This is a genomic window from Nostoc sp. NOS(2021), assembly GCF_017115025.1.
Classification (GTDB): domain Bacteria; phylum Cyanobacteriota; class Cyanobacteriia; order Cyanobacteriales; family Nostocaceae; genus Nostoc.
On record NZ_JABXKM010000030.1, the window covers coordinates 1 to 19,740 of the forward strand.

The window sequence follows — 19,740 nt, forward strand, 5'->3', positions numbered from 1 at the left end:
GTCTCCCCCCAATCCCTACTCCCCAAAAATAACTCTATAAATTACTGGACAAACATAAATAAATAATTTATATTATTAGATTGTGACCAAACACGCAAATTAGTTGACCTTTTTACTGTCATTCTGAGGTAGTGTTAGCATCAAAAGCTGATGACTTAATCCAAATAGGATAATCTAACTCAGATTGATCATAGACTGGTAAACTAAGAAAGCTTTCAGGTCAACATTGGATCTTATGGACGAACAACCAAAGTTAATCCTAAGCTCCAGAGTACATTTACTCCTATGCCTCTGAAAAAGCAGGCAAAATCTTAAACAATAGTTTAAGGTGTTTAAGGAAGTAAAAACTGAGCAGCAATGTTGGTTTCATGGCATTACGTCAGTCTCAGTTAACGGATACTGGGCGGTAAAAACCGCTTAAGTCCAACTGCAACAGGGCAGTAGCCAATCTCCGGGAAGCCGCCCTTCGGGCGTGTACAAATCGGAAAACCCGCCGACAGCGCTGCCTCCAGAAAGTGCCAGAGCAATTGCTTGGACGAAAGCATTGCTGCACACAGCTTTAAGCTGTAGCGCCTTGCATTGATTCCAGAAGTTACTCCTTCCCAATGGGAAGGGACTTGTGGCTGTTCTGGTGATCTAGTGAGTGAAGCTAAACAGATTCACCAAGCAGTACGGACACGGTTTGTTGTGTCCCAAAGCATTTGGAGTGGTTTATATAAGCCATTCCAAGTTTCGCAGGCTAACCCAGCCTAAACTGATGCGTACAAAGCGTGTCCTCTAGAGTCCAATTCCAAGGTCAGCAAGTAGAAAGGAGAACCAGTTACTGTGTCTGTAGGTATTCTCGGCACCAAGCTGGGCATGACCCAAATATTTGACGAAGCAGGAGTAGCTATTCCTGTGACTGTCATTCAAGCAGGGCCATGCACTGTTACACAAGTTAAAACGAAACAAACCGACGGTTACTTTGCCATTCAAGTTGGTTATGGCGAAGTCAAACCAAAGGCACTAAACAGACCACTGCTAGGTCATTTGGCTAAATCATCTGCCCCAGCATTGCGTCACTTAAATGAATATCACACCGATAGCTCTAGTGATTATGCTTTAGGTCAACAGATTAAAGCAGATATTTTTAGCGCAGGTCAAATTGTCGATGTCGTCGGTACAAGCATCGGTCGCGGCTTTGCGGGTAACCAGAAGCGCAACAACTTTGGTCGTGGGCCCATGTCACACGGTTCCAAAAACCACAGAGCACCCGGTTCTATTGGTGCTGGTACAACACCAGGTCGTGTCTATCCAGGTAAGCGGATGGCAGGGCGTTTAGGTGGGAAACGCATCACAATCCGCAAGCTGACCATAGTGCGAGTTGACCCAGAACGGAACTTATTACTAATTAAGGGAGCCATTCCTGGTAAACCGGGTGCTTTAGTGAGTGTTGTGCCTGCAAAAATAGTGGGATAGTCAAAAGTCATTAGTTAAAAGTCATTAGTCAGTAGTCATTGGCTAAGGACAAATAGCAAAAGACCAATGACAAATGATGCCACGTGCTTTACTTGAGGAGACCCCAGACGTTCTCTACGAGACGCTGCGCGAACGCAGACTCGCTCTAAGCGAAGCTATGCCGAAGGCGTTGCCTCTCGAAGAGAAGGCTTTACGCTCCGCTATCGCCCTTGGCGTCTCACCTTGAGAAAAGATCGCAGTGGCTCACAAATGACAAAGGACAGATAACAAAGATGGTTGAAAGCGTAGTTAAAAATTGGCAAGGAGAACAGGTCGGTGAGACGACCTTCGAGTTGCGCGTTGCCAAGGAACAAACAGCGTCTCATATTGTACACCGCGCCTTAGTACGGCAATTGACCAATGCTCGTCAAGGAAACGCCAGTACAAAAACTCGTGCTGAAGTCAGAGGCGGTGGTCGTAAACCTTGGCGACAAAAAGGTACTGGTCGCGCTCGTGCCGGGTCTATTCGTTCACCACTATGGCGTGGTGGTGGTGTGATTTTTGGGCCAAAGCCTAGAGACTTCAACCTCAAATTGAACCGCAAAGAGCGACGTCTGGCACTGCGGACAGCATTTGTAGGTCGCATTGACGATTTGATTGTAGTAGAAGAATTTAGCACCGAGCTATCTCGCCCGAAGACTAAAGAATTAGTGGCAGCACTTGCCCGTTGGGGAGTAGTACCAGAAAGCAAGTCATTGTTAATTTTGTCTGAGATTGCGGATACAGATAACGTTTATTTGTCAGCCCGCAACATTGAAAATTTAAAACTAATTGCAGCCGACCAGCTAAATGTTTTTGATTTACTGCACGCTGACAAGATTGTAGTTACGGCATCAGCCCTAGAAAAAATTCAGGAGGTCTACAGTGCCTAGCTTTGACCCCCGCGACCTTGCCGACTTAGTGCGTCGCCCAATCGTCACCGAGAAAGCGACCATCTTGATGGAGCAGAATAAGTACACCTTTGAAGTAATTCCAAAGGCATCTAAGCCAGAAATCAAGGCTGCGATCGAAGACTTGTTTCAGGTCAAGGTTGTAAAAGTCAACACCATCCTACCACCGCGTAAAAAGCGGCGCGTTGGTAAATTTATTGGTTATAAACCCCAATATAAGCGAGCCATTGTCACCGTCGCACCTGGGGATGAAGACAAGATTAGACAAGTTCTATTCCCAGAAGTCTAGGAATTTTAGATTTTAGATTTTAGATTTTAGATTGAGCAGTTTACTCAATAAGTCCTAAAGATGGTCGCAATTAGTTAAACACTCATTAAATCCAAAATCCAAAATTCAAAATCCAAAATTAAGTAAATCCAAAATCCAAAATCCAAAATAGATTATGGGTACTCGTTCTTATCGCCCTTATACCCCCAGCACTCGCCAAGTTACAATCTCTGACTTTGCGGAAATTACCAAAACCGAGCCAGAGAAATCCCTAACAACCTCGAAGCATCGCGCCAAAGGTCGGAACAATCACGGGCGGATTACTAGTCGTCGCCGGGGTGGCGGACACAAACAGCTTTACCGGATCATCGATTTTAAAAGGGATAAACATAATATTCCTGCCAAAGTCGCAGCGATTGAATACGATCCTAACCGCAATGCCCGAATTGCCCTTTTGTATTACCAAGACGGCGAAAAACGGTACATCCTCCACCCCAACGGGTTGAAAGTTGGAACAATAGTTATTGCTGGGCCTGAGGCTCCCTTTGAAGATGGTAATGCCTTACCGCTCTGGAAGATTCCCTTAGGTACTAGTGTTCACAACGTAGAATTGACTCCTGGTAAAGGTGGTCAAATCGTGCGTGCTGCTGGTGCTAGCGCCCAAGTAGTGGCAAAAGAAGGTAATTATGTAACTCTCAAGTTGCCTTCAGGAGAAGTCCGCTTGATTCGACGCGAGTCCTACGCCACCATTGGGCAAGTAGGCAACACCGATGCGAGAAACCTGAGTGCAGGTAAAGCCGGACGAAATCGCTGGAAAGGTCGCCGTCCTAAGGTTAGAGGTAGCGTCATGAACCCCGTTGATCACCCACATGGAGGTGGTGAAGGTAGGGCACCTATCGGTAGATCTGGGCCTGTTACACCTTGGGGTAAACCCACATTGGGTGCGAAGACACGCAATCGCAAGAAACTTAGCAGCAAATTGATTGTACGTCGTCGCCGTAAGTCTTCTAAACGCGGTCGCGGTGGTCGTGAATCATAGAATTTTGGATTTTAGATTGGGGTCTACTTGTGAACATTGAAAATTTGTGAAACTCGATTAAGACACCTAATTATCCAAAATCGGAAATTCTAAATCCCAAATCCCAAATCCTAAATCCAAAATTGAACTATGGGTCGTTCTCTAAAAAAAGGTCCTTTCGTTGCGGATCATCTCCTAAAGAAAATTGAAAAGCTCAACGACAATAACAGAAAAGAAGTTATTAAAACTTGGTCACGAGCTTCGACGATTTTGCCCCTAATGGTAGGTCATACCATAGCTGTTCACAACGGACGCCAACACGTTCCAGTTTTTGTAAATGAACAGATGGTAGGACACAAGTTGGGGGAATTTGCCCCGACACGCACCTACAGGGGTCATGGAAAAAGCGATAAAAAAGCAGGTAGGTAGTTATTAGTCATGAAGTCATTAGTCATTAGCTAAAGACAAGTGACAAATGATGAGTGGCAAATGACAAAATTGGAGAAAATTATGGCTAATGATACTACTGAAGTAAAGGCGATCGCTCGTTTTATCCGCATCTCGGCCTACAAAGTGCGTCGGGTACTCGATCAAATCCGGGGGCGATCGTACCGAGAAGCGCTAATCATCCTAGAATTCATGCCCTATCGTGCCACTGAACCCATATTGAAGGTTCTCAGAAGCGCTGCTGCTAATGCCGAACACAATGCTGGGTTAGATCGGACTCAACTAGTGATTACTCAGGCTTATGCCGATCAAGGACCGCCGTTGAAGCGGTTCCAGCCAAGGGCGCAAGGTCGAGCTTACCAAATTCGCAAGCCGACGTGTCATATTACTGTGGCTGTTGCAGCCGCCCCAGAAAAATAAGCTTTTTTTACACGAATAAATTGCGTAAAGTAAGAAATTTTAGAGGAAGTATTCGTGGGACAGAAGATTCATCCAGTTGGTTTTCGCCTGGGTATTACACATGAACATCAATCCCGTTGGTTTGCTGTTCCTCATCGCTATCCAGAACTTTTACAAGAAGACTACAAACTGCGTCAATACATAGAACAAAAGCTGGGTAGACTCGCTCAAAACAACGCCGGAATTTCCGAGGTGCGGATTGAGCGGAAAGCTGACCAAATCGACTTAGAAGTACGCACAGCTAGACCAGGTGTAGTAGTAGGTCGTGGTGGGCAAGGCATCGAATCCTTACGTACCGGACTCCAAGGACTGTTGGGTAGTAATCGCCAAATTCGCATTAACGTAGTTGAAGTTCAACGAGTTGATGCTGATGCCTACCTAATTGCCGAATACATTGCTCAACAATTGGAACGTCGGGTTTCCTTTCGGCGGGTAGTGCGACAATCGATTCAGCGTGCCCAACGCGCTGGTGTCCAAGGTATTAAAATCCAAGTCAGCGGTCGGCTCAACGGTGCGGAAATTGCCCGGACAGAGTGGACTCGTGAAGGTAGAGTACCTTTACATACCTTACGGGCTGATATTGACTACTCTTATTGCACAGCAAAAACTGTTTACGGCATTTTGGGTATCAAAGTATGGGTGTTTAAAGGAGAAATTATTCCTGGACAGGAAGAAACCCCCCTACCACCCGCAAGCCGCGATCCCCGCGATCGCGGTGATCGCGATCGTGAACCCCGTCGCCGTCAACAACAACGTCGTCGCCAGCAATTTGAAGACCGCTCAAATGAAGGATAAATCGTGATTAGTCATTAGTCATTAGTCATTAGTAAATGGCAGATGACAAATGACAAATGACAAATGACAAATGACAAGTGACAAACCATGTTAAGCCCTAGAAGAACTAAATTCCGCAAACAACAGCGCGGACGGATGGAGGGACTAGCCACCCGTGGCAGCACCCTGAACTTCGGTGATTTTGCACTCCAAGCGCAAGAACCTGCTTGGATTACCTCGCGTCAAATCGAGGCTTCTCGTCGGGCAATGACCCGTTATATTCGTCGGGGTGGACAAATCTGGATTCGGATTTTCCCTGATAAACCTGTAACCATGCGTCCTGCTGAAACCCGGATGGGTTCCGGTAAAGGTAATCCAGAGTTTTGGGTAGCGGTAGTCAAGCCAGGGCGAATTTTGTTTGAAATCGGTGGAGTTACTGAAGAAATCGCCCGTGAAGCGATGCGCTTGGCTTCATTTAAACTGCCTATAAAAACCAAGTTTATTGTGCGCCCTCAACCACAGGAGCAGGAGTAGGTTATGCCTCTTCCCAAAATTTCAGAAGCTAGAGAATTAAGTGACGATAAACTCTCTGATGAAATTGTCGCGATCAAAAGACAACTATTTCAGTTGCGCTTGCAAAAAGCCACCAGACAATTAGAAAAGCCCCACCAGTTCCGACAAATGCGCCACCGCCTAGCCCAATTGCTGACGCTAGAAACAGAACGCAAACGGGCAGCAAATCAATCGGCTAAAGAAAAAAAGTAGGAGATTATGGCAGTCAAAGAACGAGTTGGCTTGGTAGTGAGCGATAAAATGCAAAAAACTGTGGTAGTCGCCATAGAAAACCGCGCTCCTCACCCCAAGTACGGCAAGATTGTAGTTAACACCCAACGATATAAAGTTCACGACGAAGAAAATAAGTGTAAAGTAGGCGATCGCGTTCGCATTCAGGAAACTAGACCCCTGAGTAAAACCAAGCGCTGGAAAATCACAGAAGTCCTGAACGTCAAGCCTACTTAAACCTCATCAGTTGTTAGTTTTCTAACAACATTACAAGGGAGACCAATCGTGATTCAACCCCAGACTTACTTGAATGTCGCAGATAATAGCGGCGCCCGCAAACTAATGTGCATCCGCATTTTAGGCGGAGGCAACCGTCGTTATGGTTTTATAGGCGATAAAATTATCGCAGTTGTCAAAGATGCTACACCCAACATGGCTGTAAAAAAGTCTGATGTTGTGGAAGCAGTAATTGTCCGAACTCGGAAAGCTGTAAGTCGTGACAGCGGCATGAGCATTCGCTTTGATGATAACGCCGCTGTGATCATCAACAAAGACGGTAATCCCAGAGGCACACGGGTTTTTGGCCCAGTTGCACGGGAACTGCGCGATAAAAACTTTACTAAAATTGTTTCTCTGGCTCCGGAGGTGCTTTAATGGCAACCAAACAGGGTACGCCCAAAGTATTCCACAAAATGCACGTCAAAACTGGCGACACCGTACAAGTGATTGCTGGCAAAGACAAAGGAAAAGTCGGCGAAATTACTCAGGCACTTCCCCAACTGAGTAAAGTTATCGTCAAAGGTGTCAACATTAAAACCAAGCACGTCAAACCCCAGCAAGAAGGGGAATCAGGGCGGATTATTACCCAAGAATTCCCGATTCATAGCTCCAACGTGATGCTTTATTCCACCAAGCAAAACGTTGCCAGTCGTGTCTGTTATACCTTTACGTCAGAAGGCAAAAAAGTCAGAAAACTCAAGAAAACTGGCGAGATTCTGGATAAATAGTCATTAGTCATTAGTCATTGGTCATTAGTTATTAGTAAAAAGACAAATAACAAAGGACAAAGGACAAAGGACAATAAAAGTTCCCTGACCAAGCCCAGGGATATCAGGACAAAAAACTATGGCGACAACAAGACTCAAAAGCTTATATCAAGAGACAATCGTCCCCAAACTGATCAATCAGTTTCAATATACCAACGTTCATCAAGTACCGAAGTTGGTAAAGGTTACTATTAACCGAGGTTTGGGTGAAGCAGCTCAAAATGCGAAGTCACTAGAGGCATCGATCAACGAAATTGCCTTGGTAACAGGTCAAAAACCAGTGGTGACACGGGCGAAAAAGGCGATCGCTGGCTTTAAAATTCGTCAAGGGATGCCTGTGGGGATCATGGTTACCCTCAGAGCCGAACGGATGTATGCCTTTTTCGACCGACTCGTTAGCCTGTCACTACCCAGAATTCGAGATTTTCGTGGCGTTAGCCCTAAAAGCTTTGACGGACGCGGTAATTATACTTTGGGTGTGAGAGAACAGCTAATTTTTCCAGAAGTCGAGTACGACAGCATCGATCAAGTGCGTGGGATGGATATTTCCATCATCACCACAGCAAAAAACGACGAAGAGGGTCGCGCCTTACTTAAAGAATTAGGAATGCCCTTTCGCGATCAATAAGTTCATCAATAGAGGGAACGATGGCGGCTAACGACACAATTGCAGATATGCTGACGCGCATCCGCAATGCCAACCTGGCGCGGCATCAAACTACACAAGTGCCAGCTACAAAAATGACCCGGAGTATTGCCAAAGTACTACGGGAGGAAGGCTTTATTGCTGAAATAGAAGAAGCAGAAGAAGGGGTAAAACACAATCTGGTGATTTCCCTAAAATACAAGGGTAAAAATCGTCAGCCACTGATCACCGCCTTAAAGCGAGTGAGTAAGCCTGGCTTGCGTGTTTACTCCAATCGAAAAGAATTACCAAGAGTACTAGGCGGCATTGGCATTGCCATTATTTCTACATCCAGTGGCATTATGACTGACCGCGAAGCGCGGCGTCAGAACTTGGGTGGGGAAGTGCTTTGTTACGTTTGGTAGTCATTGGTCATTAGTCATTTGTCATTAGTCATTAGTGAAAGGCAAAGGGCAAAGGACAAAGGACAAATAACAAAGGACAAAAGTCATGTCTCGTATTGGTAAACGTCCAATTACTATTCCCGCCAAAGTCCAAGTGGCGATCGATGGTGCGAATGTTGTGGTGAAAGGCCCGAAAGGAGAACTTTCTCGCACTCTCACAGCTAATGTCTCAGTCTCTCAAGAGGGAGAAATATTACACGTAACCCGTCGGGATGAAACTCGTACTTCAAAGCAACTGCACGGCTTGAGCCGCACTTTAGTTGCCAACATGGTCGAGGGAGTTTCTCAAGGTTTTCAGCGCCGTTTGGAAATTCAAGGTGTTGGTTACAGGGCACAACTTCAAGGGCGTAACCTAGTTTTAAACATGGGTTACAGCCATCAGGTGCAAATTGTTCCCCCAGATGGAATTCAGTTTGCAGTAGAAGGAACCACTAACGTCATTGTCAGCGGCTATGACAAAGAAATCGTCGGCAACACAGCCGCCAAAATTCGTGCCGTTCGTCCACCAGAACCTTACAAAGGTAAAGGCATTCGCTATGCCGGTGAAGTGGTCAGACGGAAAGCTGGTAAGACTGGTAAGGGTGGTAAGAAGTAGAAATGAAACTTACTCGTAGAGAATCAAAAAACCGTCGTCATCGACGCGTTCGGGGCAAAGTTATTGGCTCCCCAGAACGTCCGCGTTTAGCGGTGTTTCGTTCTAATGAGCATATTTATGCCCAGATAATTGATGATACTCAGCATCAAACCATAGTGGCAGCATCGACTGTAGAACCAGAGTTGAAATCTAGTTTAGCGTCATGTGCAAACCGCGACGCATCGGTGCAAGTTGGGAAATTGATCGCAGTGCGATCGCTAGAAAAAGGCATCACCAAAGTAGTCTTTGATCGCGGTGGTAACTTATATCATGGTCGTGTCAAAGCACTAGCTGATGCAGCACGCGAAGCTGGTTTAGATTTCTAAAGTCATTAGTCATTAGTCATTGGTCATTAGTTATTGGACAAATGACAAAAGACAAATGACAACTGACAAATGACAACTGACAAATGACGTTAAAAGAGCATAAATTATGGCAACAGAGCGTAAAAGTAGAACAAAGCGTGCCAAAAAAGAAGAAACCACTTGGCAAGAGCGGGTTATCCAAATCCGCCGCGTGAGTAAGGTGGTTAAAGGTGGTAAAAAACTCAGTTTCCGAGCGATCGTTGTCGTTGGTAACGAACGCGGTCAAGTTGGTGTCGGAGTAGGCAAAGCCTCAGATGTAATTGGCGCGGTCAAAAAAGGCGTGGCCGACGGCAAAAAACACCTGATTGATATCCCAATCACTAAATCCAACTCTATCCCCCATCCCATTGATGGTGTCGGTGGCGGTGCAAAAGTGATTATGCGTCCAGCCTCACCTGGTACTGGGGTAATTGCTGGTGGTGCTGTGCGAACTGTGTTGGAATTGGCAGGAGTTCGTAACGTCTTAGCCAAGCAACTTGGCTCTAACAATCCACTCAATAATGCTAGAGCCGCAGTTAACGCCTTATCTACACTGCGTACCCTTTCTGAGGTCGCCGAAGATCGCGGTATTCCTATTCAAAATCTCTACATCTAATTTAGTCATTAGTCATTGGTCATTAGTCATTAGTGAATAACAAAGGACAAATGACAAATGACAAAGCGCAAAGTCCGAGCGGAGGTTTCCGACCATTGGAACTTTGTAAGAGACGACAAATGACAAAGCGCAAAGTCCGATCGGAACTTTGTAAGAGACGACAAATGAGAACTTGATAACTTATGAGACTCCATGATGTTAAGCCGCAAAAAGGCTCAAAGAAACGCAAGAAGCGTGTAGCCAGAGGTATTTCTGCAGGTCAAGGTGCTAGTGCTGGTCTAGGTATGCGGGGTCAAAAATCTCGTTCTGGTAGTGGTACCCGACCAGGTTTTGAAGGTGGTCAACAGCCATTGTACCGCCGCTTACCTAAGCTGAAGGGCTTTCCGATTGTTAATCAGAAGATTTACACTACGATTAATGTAGAGAAGCTAGCCTCCCTTCCCGCTAATACGGAAGTAACTTTGATTTCCTTGAAAGCAGCAGGTATCCTGACTGCTGTCAAGGGGCCATTGAAAATTTTAGGGAATGGGGAATTGAGTACTCCGCTCAAGGTACAAGCGGCAGCTTTCACAGGTACAGCTCGTAGCAAAATTGAGGCAGCTGGGGGGAGTTGTGAAGTCTTATGAGTGAGCCGGAACAGCGCACTTAAATGCAAGCCAACTCGCTGTCAGCGCCTGGTTCACTATAAAGGTAGCACTCTATGATCAGTCGAGATAAAGCCCCAACGGCTCAAGAAACTTTTATGCAGATGGCACAGGCAGCCGGGCTGAGAGGTAGGCTGCTTGTCACCGTCGGTATTTTAATTTTAGTTCGCCTGGGCATCTTCTTGCCCGTACCAGGGATTGATAGACCGAGATTTGCCGAAGCCATATCAGGCAGTAATTCCATATTCGGCTTATTGGATATATTTTCCGGGCGAGGACTTTCGACTTTGGGAGTCTTTGCTTTAGGGATTTTGCCCTTCATTAATGCGTCTATTATCATCCAATTGCTCACCGCTGCGATTCCATCTTTAGAAAATTTACAGAAAAATGAAGGCGAAGCGGGGCGGCGGAAAATATCGCAAATTACCCGCTATGTCACTGTATGTTGGGCGATTCTTCAAAGTACAGCTTTTTCGGCATTATTTCTCCAGCAATTTGCCTTAAAGCCTGGCCCCATCTTTGTAGCTGAAACCGCGATCGCTCTGACTGCTGGTTCTATGTTCGTCATGTGGACATCAGAACTAATTACAGAACGTGGTATTGGAAATGGAGCATCATTGTTGATTTTTGTCAACATTGTCGCGTCATTACCAAAAGCTTTAGGCGATACTATCGATTTGGTGCAAGTCGGCGGTCGGGAAACAGTGGGTCGCGTGATAGTACTGATCTTAGTTTTCCTGGCAACCATTGTTGGTATTGTGGTTGTGCAAGAAGGAATGCGCCGCATCCCGATTATTTCGGCTCGTCGCCAAGTAGGTCGTCGAGTTTTGGCAGAGCAACGTAGCTTTTTACCCTTGCGGCTAAATCAAGGCGGCGTAATGCCAATTATTTTTGCTGCGGCCATCCTCAGTTTGCCACTGCTGATTGCCAATTTCGCCAAGAATGCCGAATTGGCAAATATAATTAACACTTATCTGAGTCCAAGCGGTTCTGGCTCTTGGGTCTATGCCTTGGTATACATGATTTCCATCATTTTCTTCAGCTACTTCTATTCTTCGTTGATTCTCAACCCAGTAGATGTAGCGCAGAACTTGAAAAAAATGGGTTCTAGTATTCCTGGCATTCGTCCCGGTAAGGCAACTAGTGAGTATATTGAGCGCGTATCAAACCGACTCACTTTTTTGGGTGCGATCTTTTTGGGACTGGTTGCTATTATCCCAACCGGAGTGGAAAGAGCTTTAGGAGTACCCACCTTTAAAGGATTGGGTGCTACCTCTTTGTTAATTCTAGTTGGTGTGGCGATTGATACGGCAAGACAGATACAAACTTACGTGATCTCTCAGCGTTATGAAGGAATGGTGAAACAATAGTGACGCGACTAATCTTCTTGGGACCACCTGGAGCTGGTAAAGGAACACAAGCTCAAACCTTGGCTGAACACTTGAATATTCCCCATGTTTCTACAGGTGAAATATTAAGGCAAGCCATGAAAGAGCAAACTCTTTTGGGAATCAAGGCTCAAAACTATGTAAATAGCGGTGAGTTAGTACCCGATCAGCTAGTGCAGGACTTGGTACAGGAGCGCCTTAGCCAACCAGATGCAGGAAATGGTTGGATTCTGGATGGTTTTCCCCGCAAAGTGACGCAAGCGACTTTTCTAGAAGAATTGCTGGAAACAATACATCAGAGTGGCGAAAGGGTAGTCAATCTAGATGCACCAGATGAAGTTGTGATCGCACGTTTGCTAGCTAGAGGACGAAAAGATGATACCGAAGAGGTGATTCGTCGTCGGTTAGAAGTGTACCGCTCTGAAACTGCACCTTTAATTGATTATTATCACGATCGCCAAAAACTTTTAACAGTAAATGGCAATCAGTCCCAAGAAGATGTCACTGGTGAATTGCAAAAGGTAATTGATTCCTGAAAAAGAGGGGGAGTAGGGAATTCACCACTCACTACTCCCCACTCCCTCTGCCAAGAAGAAGATCAATTTTAGCTAAGATATATTAATAAACTGTTGATATATTTCTTAAAATGTGTTTCTTTGCAGATGAAGCGCTGCAACTGAACACGAAATTGTTGAGTTGAGGAAAAAACAAATTGTCTAAACAAGATTTGATTGAAATGGAAGGCACGGTTACAGAGTCCTTGCCCAATGCGATGTTTCGCGTTGACTTGGACAATGGCTTTAATGTGCTGGCACACATTTCCGGTAAGATTCGCCGAAATTATATCAAGATTTTGCCCGGCGATCGCGTCAAGGTGGAGTTAACTCCCTACGACTTGACCAAAGGCAGAATTACCTATCGACTACGAAAGAAGTAACTATATGTAGAGAATCTTACCATAAAACCATTTTTTTGACTGTTTGCTAGTCATTGAACTGGATTAATTTCCCTAGAAATGCTATAATTTTATATTTGGAGTCAAAGAATAAAAGGCATGAAAGTTAGAGCCTCAGTCAAGAAAATCTGTGAAAAGTGTAACGTGATCAAACGTCGTGGTCGCGTCATGGTGATCTGCGTGAACCCCAAGCACAAGCAACGTCAAGGATAACGCTCTTACCAACAGAGTGAGTTGTAACACGCATATGATCATTAAAACGAAAAGACGCGACTAATCACGTTTTTCCAACCAACAGTAATTGCGAGAACAATAGGGAGAGTTCATTGTGGCACGTATTGCCGGAGTAGACCTTCCACGCGATAAGCGCGTCGAGATCGGTCTGACTTACATCTACGGAATTGGTTTATCACGCTCTCAAGAAATTATAGCGGCTACTGGTGTGAACCCAGACACCCGCGTTAAGGACTTAAGTGATGCCGATGTGACAGCCCTACGAGGGGAAATAGAAAGCAACTATCAAGTTGAAGGCGACTTGCGGCGCTTGGAGTCTTTGAACATCAAGCGCTTAGTTGACATTGGTACCTACAGAGGGCGTCGTCATCGTATGGGCTTACCAGTCAGAGGCCAAAGAACTCGCACAAATGCCAGAACCCGTCGAGGGAGAAGGCAGACAGTGGCTGGGAAGAAGAAGGCTCCAGGGAAATAAATTTGCAACGCTTGCTAATCAGAGCAAGTTTTACCTTAAATCAACTAAACAAGTATGGCGAGACAACCAACTAAAAAATCCGGGAGCAAGAAGCAGAAACGGAATGTACCCAGTGGGATGGCCTACATCCAGTCTACTTTCAACAATAGCATTGTCACCATTACCGATCAAAATGGAGATGTCATCTCCTGGGCTAGTGCTGGTTCTAGCGGTTTTAAGGGAGCAAAAAAGGGAACTCCCTTTGCAGCGCAAACCGCTGCTGAAAGTGCAGCCCGTCGAGCCATTGATCAAGGAATGCGCCAAATTGAGGTAATGGTGAGTGGGCCAGGAGCAGGTAGAGAAACCGCTATCCGGGCACTTCAAGGAGCAGGACTGGAAATTACACTGATTCGGGATATTACCCCGATTCCTCACAATGGTTGTCGTCCACCCAAGCGCCGTCGAGTTTAAACACCAAGACTTGGGCAGTGAGGACGAAAATACAGCCAGCAATGACCGCTTGAGCGTCTAACGTGCAAACTGTCATTGAATCAAAGCTTGGGCGACCAGAAGCGTGTCAGATTTTCCCGCCGGGAAAGCTGTTAAACTTCGGGCTACCCAAAATATTATTAATCAATTTTGGATTTTAGATTTGCGATTTTAGATTGAACCCGACTACAAGGGTGCTGGGCCTCCTGGATTTTAAGTTGATGATTTAAGATTTGTTGCGCCTACAAGAGGCGGAGCATGAACCAAAGAAGCACAATCCAAAATCCAAAGTCCAAAATCGAAAATTGGCAATCAATTCGGGAGGCAATTGATTTGTCTGCTAGCAGCACCTTAGAAAAAGGGAGGCTCATCCGTGGCGCAGTTTCAAATTGAATGTGTAGAGTCGAATACCGAGGAAAGTCGGAACCATTACAGTAAATTTGTTTTGGAACCTCTAGAACGCGGTCAAGGAACAACTGTTGGCAACGCACTGCGGCGGGTTTTACTATCTAATCTAGAAGGTACAGCAGTTACAGCAGTGCGGATTGCAGGCGTTTCACATGAGTTCGCCACAGTTCCGGGTGTGCGGGAAGATGTGCTGGAAATCCTCATGAAAATGAAGGAAGTTATCCTCAAAAACTATTCTTCGCAGCCCCAAATTGGTAGATTACTCGTTAGCGGCCCAGCAACAATCACTGCGGCGCATTTTGATTTGCCCAGTGAAGTAGAAGTCATCGATCCCACCCAGTATGTAGCCACCATCGCTGAGGGTGGAAAGCTGGAAATGGAATTTCGGATCGAGAAAGGCAAAGGCTATCGCACCGTAGAGCGAGGACGTGAGGAAGCCACATCGTTGGATTTTCTCCAAATCGACTCGATATTTATGCCGGTGCGAAAAGTCAACTACAGTGTTGAAGAATCTCGTGGGGAAGGCTTGATTCCAAAAGACCGACTACTGTTGGAAGTTTGGACAAATGGCAGTATTTCCCCCCAGGAAGCACTATCTTCTGCCGCTGCGATCTTGGTAGATTTATTCAACCCGTTGAAAGATATCTCCCTAGAACCAACAGACACAGGTTCGGATATTCCAGACGACCCAACTGCCCAGATACCCATCGAAGAGTTGCAACTTTCTGTACGGGCATATAACTGTCTAAAACGGGCACAAGTTAACTCTGTGGCAGATTTGTTGGATTATACCCAAGAAGACCTCTTAGAAATTAAGAATTTTGGGCAGAAGTCAGCAGAAGAAGTTGTGGAAGCTTTGCAGCGACGCTTGGGCATCACCCTGCCAATGGAAAGAGGCTCTAAACACCCTTAAGAAAAACCGTTCATAATTCATAGTGCATAATTATGCGTCACCGTTGTCGCGTCAAAAAACTCAGTAAACCCGCCGATCAACGCCGTGCCTTACTGCGATCGCTCGCCACCGAGCTGATCCGTCATGGTAAAATCACCACCACTTTAATTAGAGCGAAAGTTCTCAGAAGTGAAGTGGAAAAAATGATTACCCTAGCCAAAAATGGCTCCTTGTCAGCACGTCGGGAAGCCCTTGGCTATATCTTCGACAAACAACTAGTTCACGCTCTATTTGAGCAAGCTCCGACTCGATATGGCGATCGCCAGGGTGGTTATACCCGCATCCTGCGTACCGTACCGCGTCGGGGTGATAATGCAAAAATGGCCATAATTGAATTGGTTTAAGTCATTGGTCATTGGTCATTAGTCATTGGTCATTAGTGAATAACAAAGGACAAATGACAAAAGACAAATGACAAAGGACAAAATCTGTATGTTAGAAAGTCACCAGCCTACACAAACTCATCGAGTAGCCTTGGTAATCCAATACCTGGGCACTCATTTTCATGGCTGGCAACGGCAAAAAAAACAGCGGACAGTCCAAGAAGAGATCGAAACAGCGATCGCTACTATTATTGGGCATCATGTGACATTACACGGTGCTGGGCGAACCGATTCAGGAGTTCACGCCGCTGCTCAAGTAGCCCATTTTGAAGCTACGGGTTTAATTCCGCCTCACAAGTGGGCAACAATCCTCAACAGCTATCTGCCGTCAGATATATTAATCAGGGCTTCAGCTAGTGTAGATAACCGTTGGCACGCTCGCTTTAGTGCAGCCTATCGACGGTATCGCTACACAATATACACTGAAGATCGACTTAACTTGTTTGTAAGACCCTTCAGTTGGCATTATTATTATGCACCCCTGGATGAATCCTTAATTCAAGCTGCCCTGAAACCTCTCTTGGGAAAGCACCACTTAGCTGCTTTTCACCGTGCAGGCTCAGAGCGATCGCATTCCTGGGTAGAGGTGCAAGCAGCAGAGTGTCGTCGCAGTGGGCCATTTATCCATATTGAAATACAGGCAGATGGATTTTTGTATGGCATGGTACGACTGTTGGTAGGGATGCTGGTACAAGTAGGTTCTGGACAACGGACACTTTCTAGCTTCACCGAACTCTGGAAAGAAGAACGTCGGGAAGAAGTAAAATACGCCGCACCGCCCCAAGGTTTGTGCTTGTTGCGAGTCGGCTATCCAGATTTTCCCTTTCCGAAAGAGATTTGGTACGACACCTTGCCAAAGTTCGTCACTAGTCAAGAGTCATTAGTCATTGGTTCTTAGTCATTGGTCATTAGTCATTAGTGAATGACAAATTAAAAATGACAAAAGACAAATAACAAATGATAAAGGACAAATGACTAATGACAAATTAAAAATGACAAAGGACAAATAGACAAATGACAACGAGTAAAACATACCTTCCTTCTCAAGCAACCCTTGAGCGTGAGTGGTACATAGTAGATGCCACCGATCAACGCCTCGGTCGCCTCGCCAGCGAAATCGCCCAGGTATTGAGAGGCAAAAAGAAACCCGAATATACACCCCATTTAGATACAGGTGACTTCGTAATTGTCATCAATGTCGAGAAAGTAGCAGTCACAGGCAAAAAGCGCACTCAAAAGCTTTACCGCCGCCATTCTGGTCGCCCTGGTGGGATGAAAACCGAAACTTTCGCTAAACTGCAAGATCGCATACCAGAGCGAATTTTAGAACAAGCTGTTAAAGGTATGCTACCGAAAAATAGCCTCGGTAAGCAGTTGTTCACCAAGCTGAAAGTTTACGCTGGGCCTACGCATCCTCATGATGCTCAAAAACCCAAAGAACTACAAGTTAGTACAATTCCTGGAGAAGAAAATTAATGGTAGTAGCAGATGCTAATAGCGGTCGCGCCGTATACTGGGGTACTGGCCGTCGTAAGAACGCAGTAGCAAGAGTGCGCTTGGTTCCAGGCACCGGTCAACTGACTGTGAACGGTAAAGATGGAAACTTGTATTTCCAATTTAACCCCAACTACCTGGGAGTGATCAAAGCACCCCTGGAAACTCTGGGACTAGAAAACGAATATGACATTTTGGTGAAAGCAGAAGGCGGCGGCTTGACCGGACAGGCTGATTCTGTTCGTTTGGGAGTTGCCCGTGCTTTGTGCCAACTCGACCCAGACAACCGCCCACCTTTGAAAACCGAAGGTTATTTGACTCGCGATCCGAGAGCAAAAGAGCGGAAGAAATATGGTTTACATAAAGCTCGGAAAGCGCCTCAGTACTCTAAGCGTTAAGCGATTGGGGACTGGGTATTGGAGATTAGGTATTGAGAATTGAGTATTGGGAAAAGTCCGTTGTTTATTTACATCTTTCCCAGTCCCCAATCCCTAGTCCCCAGTCCCTAATCCCTAGCCCCAATTGAAACCTGAAAGTTATAATTTATATAGATTCATCACAAAAAGAACAATGGCTAAATCTGATATTCACCCCAAGTGGTATCCAGACGCTAAAGTTTACTGCAACGGTCAAGTTGTTATGACCATTGGCTCTACAAAGCCAGAATTGCACGTAGATGTTTGGTCTGGAAATCATCCATTTTACACCGGCACTCAGAAGATTATTGACACTGAGGGTCGAGTAGAGCGCTTCCTCCGCAAGTACGGCATGAGCAGCACTCAAACATCTGGCGACGACCAAAACAAAAAGTAGCGAGTTGGCTCTGCTGTTAACGACGGCCCTGCATCAGCTGGGTCGATTTTCATTTATATGCTCGAGCCAACTTGTTATTTTTTAAGGAGCGATCGCACTCGTCATGGCTGAATCATACTTACTGGACAAACTAAAATCCGTTGAACAAACCTTTAATGAATTAACACGTCGTCTTGGCGATCCCGATACCGCTAGCAACCCTGATGAGTATCAAGAAATTGCTAAGTCTCGTTCTTCTTTGGAAGAGGTAGTTGATACTTATGAAATTTGGAAAACAGCCCAAGAAGACTTGATCGGAGCGCGTCAGGTTTACAAAGAATCTGCCAGTGACCCAGAGTTGCAAGAAATGGCGGCGCTGGAAGTAAAGGAACTTGAACAAAAAATAGAATATTTAGAGACTCGCTTGAAAGTCTTACTGTTACCACGCGACCCCAATGATGAAAAGAATATCATGTTGGAAATTCGCGCTGGCACTGGTGGCGATGAAGCAAGTATTTGGGCTGGCGATTTGATGCAGATGTACACCCGCTATGCCCAGACTCAAGGTTGGAAAGTTTCTCTAGTGAGCGAATCTCGTGGAGAAATGGGTGGCTGGAAAGAGGTCATTCTCGAAATTAAAGGTAATGACGTTTACAGCCAGTTAAAGTTTGAAGCTGGAGTGCATCGTGTGCAGCGCGTGCCGGCAACTGAATCTGGGGGACGGGTTCATACTTCCACAGCTACCGTGGCGATTATGCCAGAGGTGGATGATGTGGAAATTCACATTGACCCGAAAGATATTGAAATGACCACAGCCCGTTCTGGCGGTGCTGGTGGGCAAAACGTCAACAAGGTGGAAACAGCCGCCGACTTGATGCACAAACCGACAGGAATACGCATTTTCTGTACAGAAGAACGCAGCCAGTTGCAAAATAAAGAACGGGCGATGCAAATTCTGCGGGCAAAGTTGTATGAGATGAAGTTACGCGAACAACAAGAAGCTGTAACTTCCATGCGGCGATCGCAGGTTGGTACAGGATCGCGATCGGAAAAAATTCGCACCTATAATTATAAAGATAACCGCGCTACTGATCATCGGTTAGGTCAGAATTATTCCCTAAACCCTGTTTTAGAAGGTGATTTAGAGACGCTGATCCAATCTTGTATATCTCTAGACCAACAAGAACGTCTGGCGGAGTTAGCGACTGCTGCCGCTAACTAATTTTTGTGGTTAAATATTCTGTAAAACCACTTGTTGTGCTGTTGCTTTTAACATACACAGGTGGTTTTCTAATATCGTGTCGAGTGCATCTTCTATTTCACTGGGATAATGGTAATAGGTAAATTCGTACTTCATAACGTAATTTAGCTTCGCCCATTCCTTCAGAGTTTGGCAGGTATAAATTAACTTCTCTACTTCCTTTTGCCAACGCGCAAAAATTCGGTAGCTAAAAAAGCTGCTGCATATATTGCCTTTTGCATCCCAGTAGGAAATACACACTTGATGCTTCAGAAGATGGATTTTTTTGATTTGCTTAACATCATAGCCTTTAACTTTTAAAGCTTCTTTGGTTTCTGCGTCAGAAATGTGCCACTGTTCTGGTTTAATTTTATTAGTGGCTATAAGGTTTTTACCTTTGCGGCGATATTGATTAATTTTGCGTGGCTTGCGAAACATGATG

Annotated in this window: 33 protein-coding genes; 32 read left to right on the plus strand and 1 reads right to left on the minus strand. The window is 45.4% G+C overall.

Translation table 11 applies throughout. The features are described 5' to 3' along the window. Positions 1 to 579 precede the first annotated feature (579 nt). The 32 genes from HWQ41_RS02580 to prfA all read left to right on the plus strand — a co-directional run bounded on the left by HWQ41_RS02580 (position 580) and on the right by prfA (position 19,280). Positions 580 to 753, plus strand: coding sequence for a hypothetical protein (locus HWQ41_RS02580; RefSeq protein ID WP_292759678.1), 174 nt, complete (start codon positions 580 to 582; stop codon positions 751 to 753). A 72-nt stretch (positions 754 to 825) separates the two neighbouring features. Beyond that, entirely contained in the window at positions 826 to 1,458 is a 633-nt protein-coding gene (gene rplC, locus HWQ41_RS02585) for a 50S ribosomal protein L3 (protein ID WP_229497715.1), read from the plus strand. Positions 1,459 to 1,730: 272 nt separating this feature from the next. After that, positions 1,731 to 2,369, plus strand: a complete 639-nt coding sequence (gene rplD / locus HWQ41_RS02590; RefSeq protein ID WP_292759681.1) for a 50S ribosomal protein L4 — start codon at positions 1,731 to 1,733, stop codon at positions 2,367 to 2,369. After that, positions 2,362 to 2,676, plus strand: a complete 315-nt coding sequence (locus tag HWQ41_RS02595; RefSeq protein ID WP_094349089.1) for a 50S ribosomal protein L23 — start codon at positions 2,362 to 2,364, stop codon at positions 2,674 to 2,676. Before rplD ends, HWQ41_RS02595 begins: the two co-directional genes overlap by 8 nt. A 154-nt stretch (positions 2,677 to 2,830) precedes the next feature. Continuing rightward, a complete protein-coding gene (gene rplB, locus HWQ41_RS02600) occupies positions 2,831 to 3,694 on the plus strand; it encodes a 50S ribosomal protein L2 (protein ID WP_292759682.1) in 864 nt (287 codons plus the stop codon). A gap of 129 nt (positions 3,695 to 3,823) precedes the next feature. Then, positions 3,824 to 4,102, plus strand: coding sequence for a 30S ribosomal protein S19 (gene rpsS, locus HWQ41_RS02605; protein ID WP_012410721.1), 279 nt, complete (start codon positions 3,824 to 3,826; stop codon positions 4,100 to 4,102). An 81-nt stretch (positions 4,103 to 4,183) separates the two neighbouring features. Next, positions 4,184 to 4,540, plus strand: coding sequence for a 50S ribosomal protein L22 (rplV, locus tag HWQ41_RS02610; RefSeq protein ID WP_196518347.1), 357 nt, complete (start codon positions 4,184 to 4,186; stop codon positions 4,538 to 4,540). A gap of 54 nt (positions 4,541 to 4,594) precedes the next feature. Further along, positions 4,595 to 5,374: a 30S ribosomal protein S3 gene (gene rpsC, locus HWQ41_RS02615; protein ID WP_292759686.1), complete on the plus strand. Its 780-nt coding sequence runs from the start codon at positions 4,595 to 4,597 to the stop codon at positions 5,372 to 5,374. Positions 5,375 to 5,461: 87 nt separating this feature from the next. Next, positions 5,462 to 5,887 (plus strand): 50S ribosomal protein L16, encoded by a 426-nt coding sequence (gene rplP / locus HWQ41_RS02620; RefSeq protein WP_094328458.1) that lies wholly within the window; start codon positions 5,462 to 5,464, stop codon positions 5,885 to 5,887. 3 nt (positions 5,888 to 5,890) lie between these two features. After that, a complete protein-coding gene (rpmC, locus tag HWQ41_RS02625; RefSeq protein WP_292759688.1) occupies positions 5,891 to 6,118 on the plus strand; it encodes a 50S ribosomal protein L29 in 228 nt (75 codons plus the stop codon). 6 nt (positions 6,119 to 6,124) lie between these two features. Beyond that, entirely contained in the window at positions 6,125 to 6,373 is a 249-nt protein-coding gene (gene rpsQ / locus HWQ41_RS02630) for a 30S ribosomal protein S17 (protein WP_100901244.1), read from the plus strand. A gap of 48 nt (positions 6,374 to 6,421) precedes the next feature. Beyond that, positions 6,422 to 6,790: a 50S ribosomal protein L14 gene (gene rplN / locus HWQ41_RS02635; RefSeq protein WP_069070772.1), complete on the plus strand. Its 369-nt coding sequence runs from the start codon at positions 6,422 to 6,424 to the stop codon at positions 6,788 to 6,790. Then, a complete protein-coding gene (rplX, locus tag HWQ41_RS02640; protein WP_196518358.1) occupies positions 6,790 to 7,143 on the plus strand; it encodes a 50S ribosomal protein L24 in 354 nt (117 codons plus the stop codon). The genes rplN and rplX overlap by 1 nt, the downstream gene beginning before the upstream one ends. A gap of 118 nt (positions 7,144 to 7,261) precedes the next feature. Then, positions 7,262 to 7,810 carry a 50S ribosomal protein L5 gene (gene rplE / locus HWQ41_RS02645; protein WP_118167585.1) on the plus strand — a complete coding sequence of 183 codons (549 nt, stop codon included), beginning with the start codon at positions 7,262 to 7,264 and terminating at the stop codon, positions 7,808 to 7,810. A 20-nt stretch (positions 7,811 to 7,830) separates the two neighbouring features. Continuing rightward, complete coding sequence (gene rpsH / locus HWQ41_RS02650; protein WP_012410712.1) at positions 7,831 to 8,232, plus strand: 30S ribosomal protein S8; 402 nt, start codon at positions 7,831 to 7,833, stop codon at positions 8,230 to 8,232. 85 nt (positions 8,233 to 8,317) lie between these two features. Further along, the gene (rplF, locus tag HWQ41_RS02655; RefSeq protein ID WP_292759691.1) at positions 8,318 to 8,866 is read left to right on the plus strand and encodes a 50S ribosomal protein L6; all 549 of its coding nucleotides are present in this window, start codon (positions 8,318 to 8,320) and stop codon (positions 8,864 to 8,866) included. 2 nt (positions 8,867 to 8,868) lie between these two features. Next, positions 8,869 to 9,231, plus strand: coding sequence for a 50S ribosomal protein L18 (rplR, locus tag HWQ41_RS02660; RefSeq protein ID WP_099101131.1), 363 nt, complete (start codon positions 8,869 to 8,871; stop codon positions 9,229 to 9,231). 106 nt (positions 9,232 to 9,337) lie between these two features. Further along, a complete protein-coding gene (rpsE, locus tag HWQ41_RS02665) occupies positions 9,338 to 9,865 on the plus strand; it encodes a 30S ribosomal protein S5 (RefSeq protein WP_094328453.1) in 528 nt (175 codons plus the stop codon). Positions 9,866 to 10,047: 182 nt separating this feature from the next. After that, positions 10,048 to 10,491 (plus strand): 50S ribosomal protein L15, encoded by a 444-nt coding sequence (rplO, locus tag HWQ41_RS02670; protein WP_292759693.1) that lies wholly within the window; start codon positions 10,048 to 10,050, stop codon positions 10,489 to 10,491. 74 nt (positions 10,492 to 10,565) lie between these two features. After that, entirely contained in the window at positions 10,566 to 11,879 is a 1,314-nt protein-coding gene (secY, locus tag HWQ41_RS02675; RefSeq protein ID WP_292759694.1) for a preprotein translocase subunit SecY, read from the plus strand. Further along, positions 11,879 to 12,433: an adenylate kinase gene (locus HWQ41_RS02680; RefSeq protein WP_292759696.1), complete on the plus strand. Its 555-nt coding sequence runs from the start codon at positions 11,879 to 11,881 to the stop codon at positions 12,431 to 12,433. Before secY ends, HWQ41_RS02680 begins: the two co-directional genes overlap by 1 nt. Before the next feature lie 176 nt (positions 12,434 to 12,609). After that, entirely contained in the window at positions 12,610 to 12,834 is a 225-nt protein-coding gene (gene infA / locus HWQ41_RS02685) for a translation initiation factor IF-1 (protein ID WP_006276978.1), read from the plus strand. 117 nt (positions 12,835 to 12,951) lie between these two features. Further along, on the plus strand, positions 12,952 to 13,065 hold the full coding sequence (gene rpmJ / locus HWQ41_RS02690; protein ID WP_015129703.1) for a 50S ribosomal protein L36: 114 nt from the start codon (positions 12,952 to 12,954) through the stop codon (positions 13,063 to 13,065). Between the two features lie 115 nt (positions 13,066 to 13,180). After that, positions 13,181 to 13,561 carry a 30S ribosomal protein S13 gene (gene rpsM, locus HWQ41_RS02695; RefSeq protein ID WP_069070762.1) on the plus strand — a complete coding sequence of 127 codons (381 nt, stop codon included), beginning with the start codon at positions 13,181 to 13,183 and terminating at the stop codon, positions 13,559 to 13,561. A 54-nt stretch (positions 13,562 to 13,615) separates the two neighbouring features. Then, the gene (rpsK, locus tag HWQ41_RS02700) at positions 13,616 to 14,011 is read left to right on the plus strand and encodes a 30S ribosomal protein S11 (RefSeq protein ID WP_012410703.1); all 396 of its coding nucleotides are present in this window, start codon (positions 13,616 to 13,618) and stop codon (positions 14,009 to 14,011) included. A gap of 391 nt (positions 14,012 to 14,402) precedes the next feature. After that, a complete protein-coding gene (locus HWQ41_RS02705) occupies positions 14,403 to 15,350 on the plus strand; it encodes a DNA-directed RNA polymerase subunit alpha (RefSeq protein ID WP_292759699.1) in 948 nt (315 codons plus the stop codon). 32 nt (positions 15,351 to 15,382) lie between these two features. Next, positions 15,383 to 15,733: a 50S ribosomal protein L17 gene (rplQ, locus tag HWQ41_RS02710; protein WP_094349105.1), complete on the plus strand. Its 351-nt coding sequence runs from the start codon at positions 15,383 to 15,385 to the stop codon at positions 15,731 to 15,733. An 88-nt stretch (positions 15,734 to 15,821) separates the two neighbouring features. Continuing rightward, positions 15,822 to 16,670: a tRNA pseudouridine(38-40) synthase TruA gene (truA, locus tag HWQ41_RS02715; RefSeq protein WP_292759795.1), complete on the plus strand. Its 849-nt coding sequence runs from the start codon at positions 15,822 to 15,824 to the stop codon at positions 16,668 to 16,670. 116 nt (positions 16,671 to 16,786) lie between these two features. Next, entirely contained in the window at positions 16,787 to 17,248 is a 462-nt protein-coding gene (rplM, locus tag HWQ41_RS02720; RefSeq protein WP_292759701.1) for a 50S ribosomal protein L13, read from the plus strand. Continuing rightward, positions 17,248 to 17,664, plus strand: coding sequence for a 30S ribosomal protein S9 (gene rpsI, locus HWQ41_RS02725; RefSeq protein WP_012410698.1), 417 nt, complete (start codon positions 17,248 to 17,250; stop codon positions 17,662 to 17,664). The genes rplM and rpsI overlap by 1 nt, the downstream gene beginning before the upstream one ends. Before the next feature lie 172 nt (positions 17,665 to 17,836). Next, on the plus strand, positions 17,837 to 18,079 hold the full coding sequence (gene rpmE, locus HWQ41_RS02730; RefSeq protein WP_292759704.1) for a 50S ribosomal protein L31: 243 nt from the start codon (positions 17,837 to 17,839) through the stop codon (positions 18,077 to 18,079). A gap of 103 nt (positions 18,080 to 18,182) precedes the next feature. After that, positions 18,183 to 19,280: a peptide chain release factor 1 gene (gene prfA, locus HWQ41_RS02735; RefSeq protein WP_292759706.1), complete on the plus strand. Its 1,098-nt coding sequence runs from the start codon at positions 18,183 to 18,185 to the stop codon at positions 19,278 to 19,280. Positions 19,281 to 19,289: 9 nt separating this feature from the next. Here the strand turns inward: prfA and HWQ41_RS02740 are convergent, their stop codons facing one another. After that, the gene (locus HWQ41_RS02740) at positions 19,290 to 19,736 is read right to left on the minus strand and encodes a hypothetical protein (RefSeq protein ID WP_292759708.1); all 447 of its coding nucleotides are present in this window, start codon (positions 19,734 to 19,736) and stop codon (positions 19,290 to 19,292) included. Between the last annotated feature and the right edge of the window lie 4 nt (positions 19,737 to 19,740).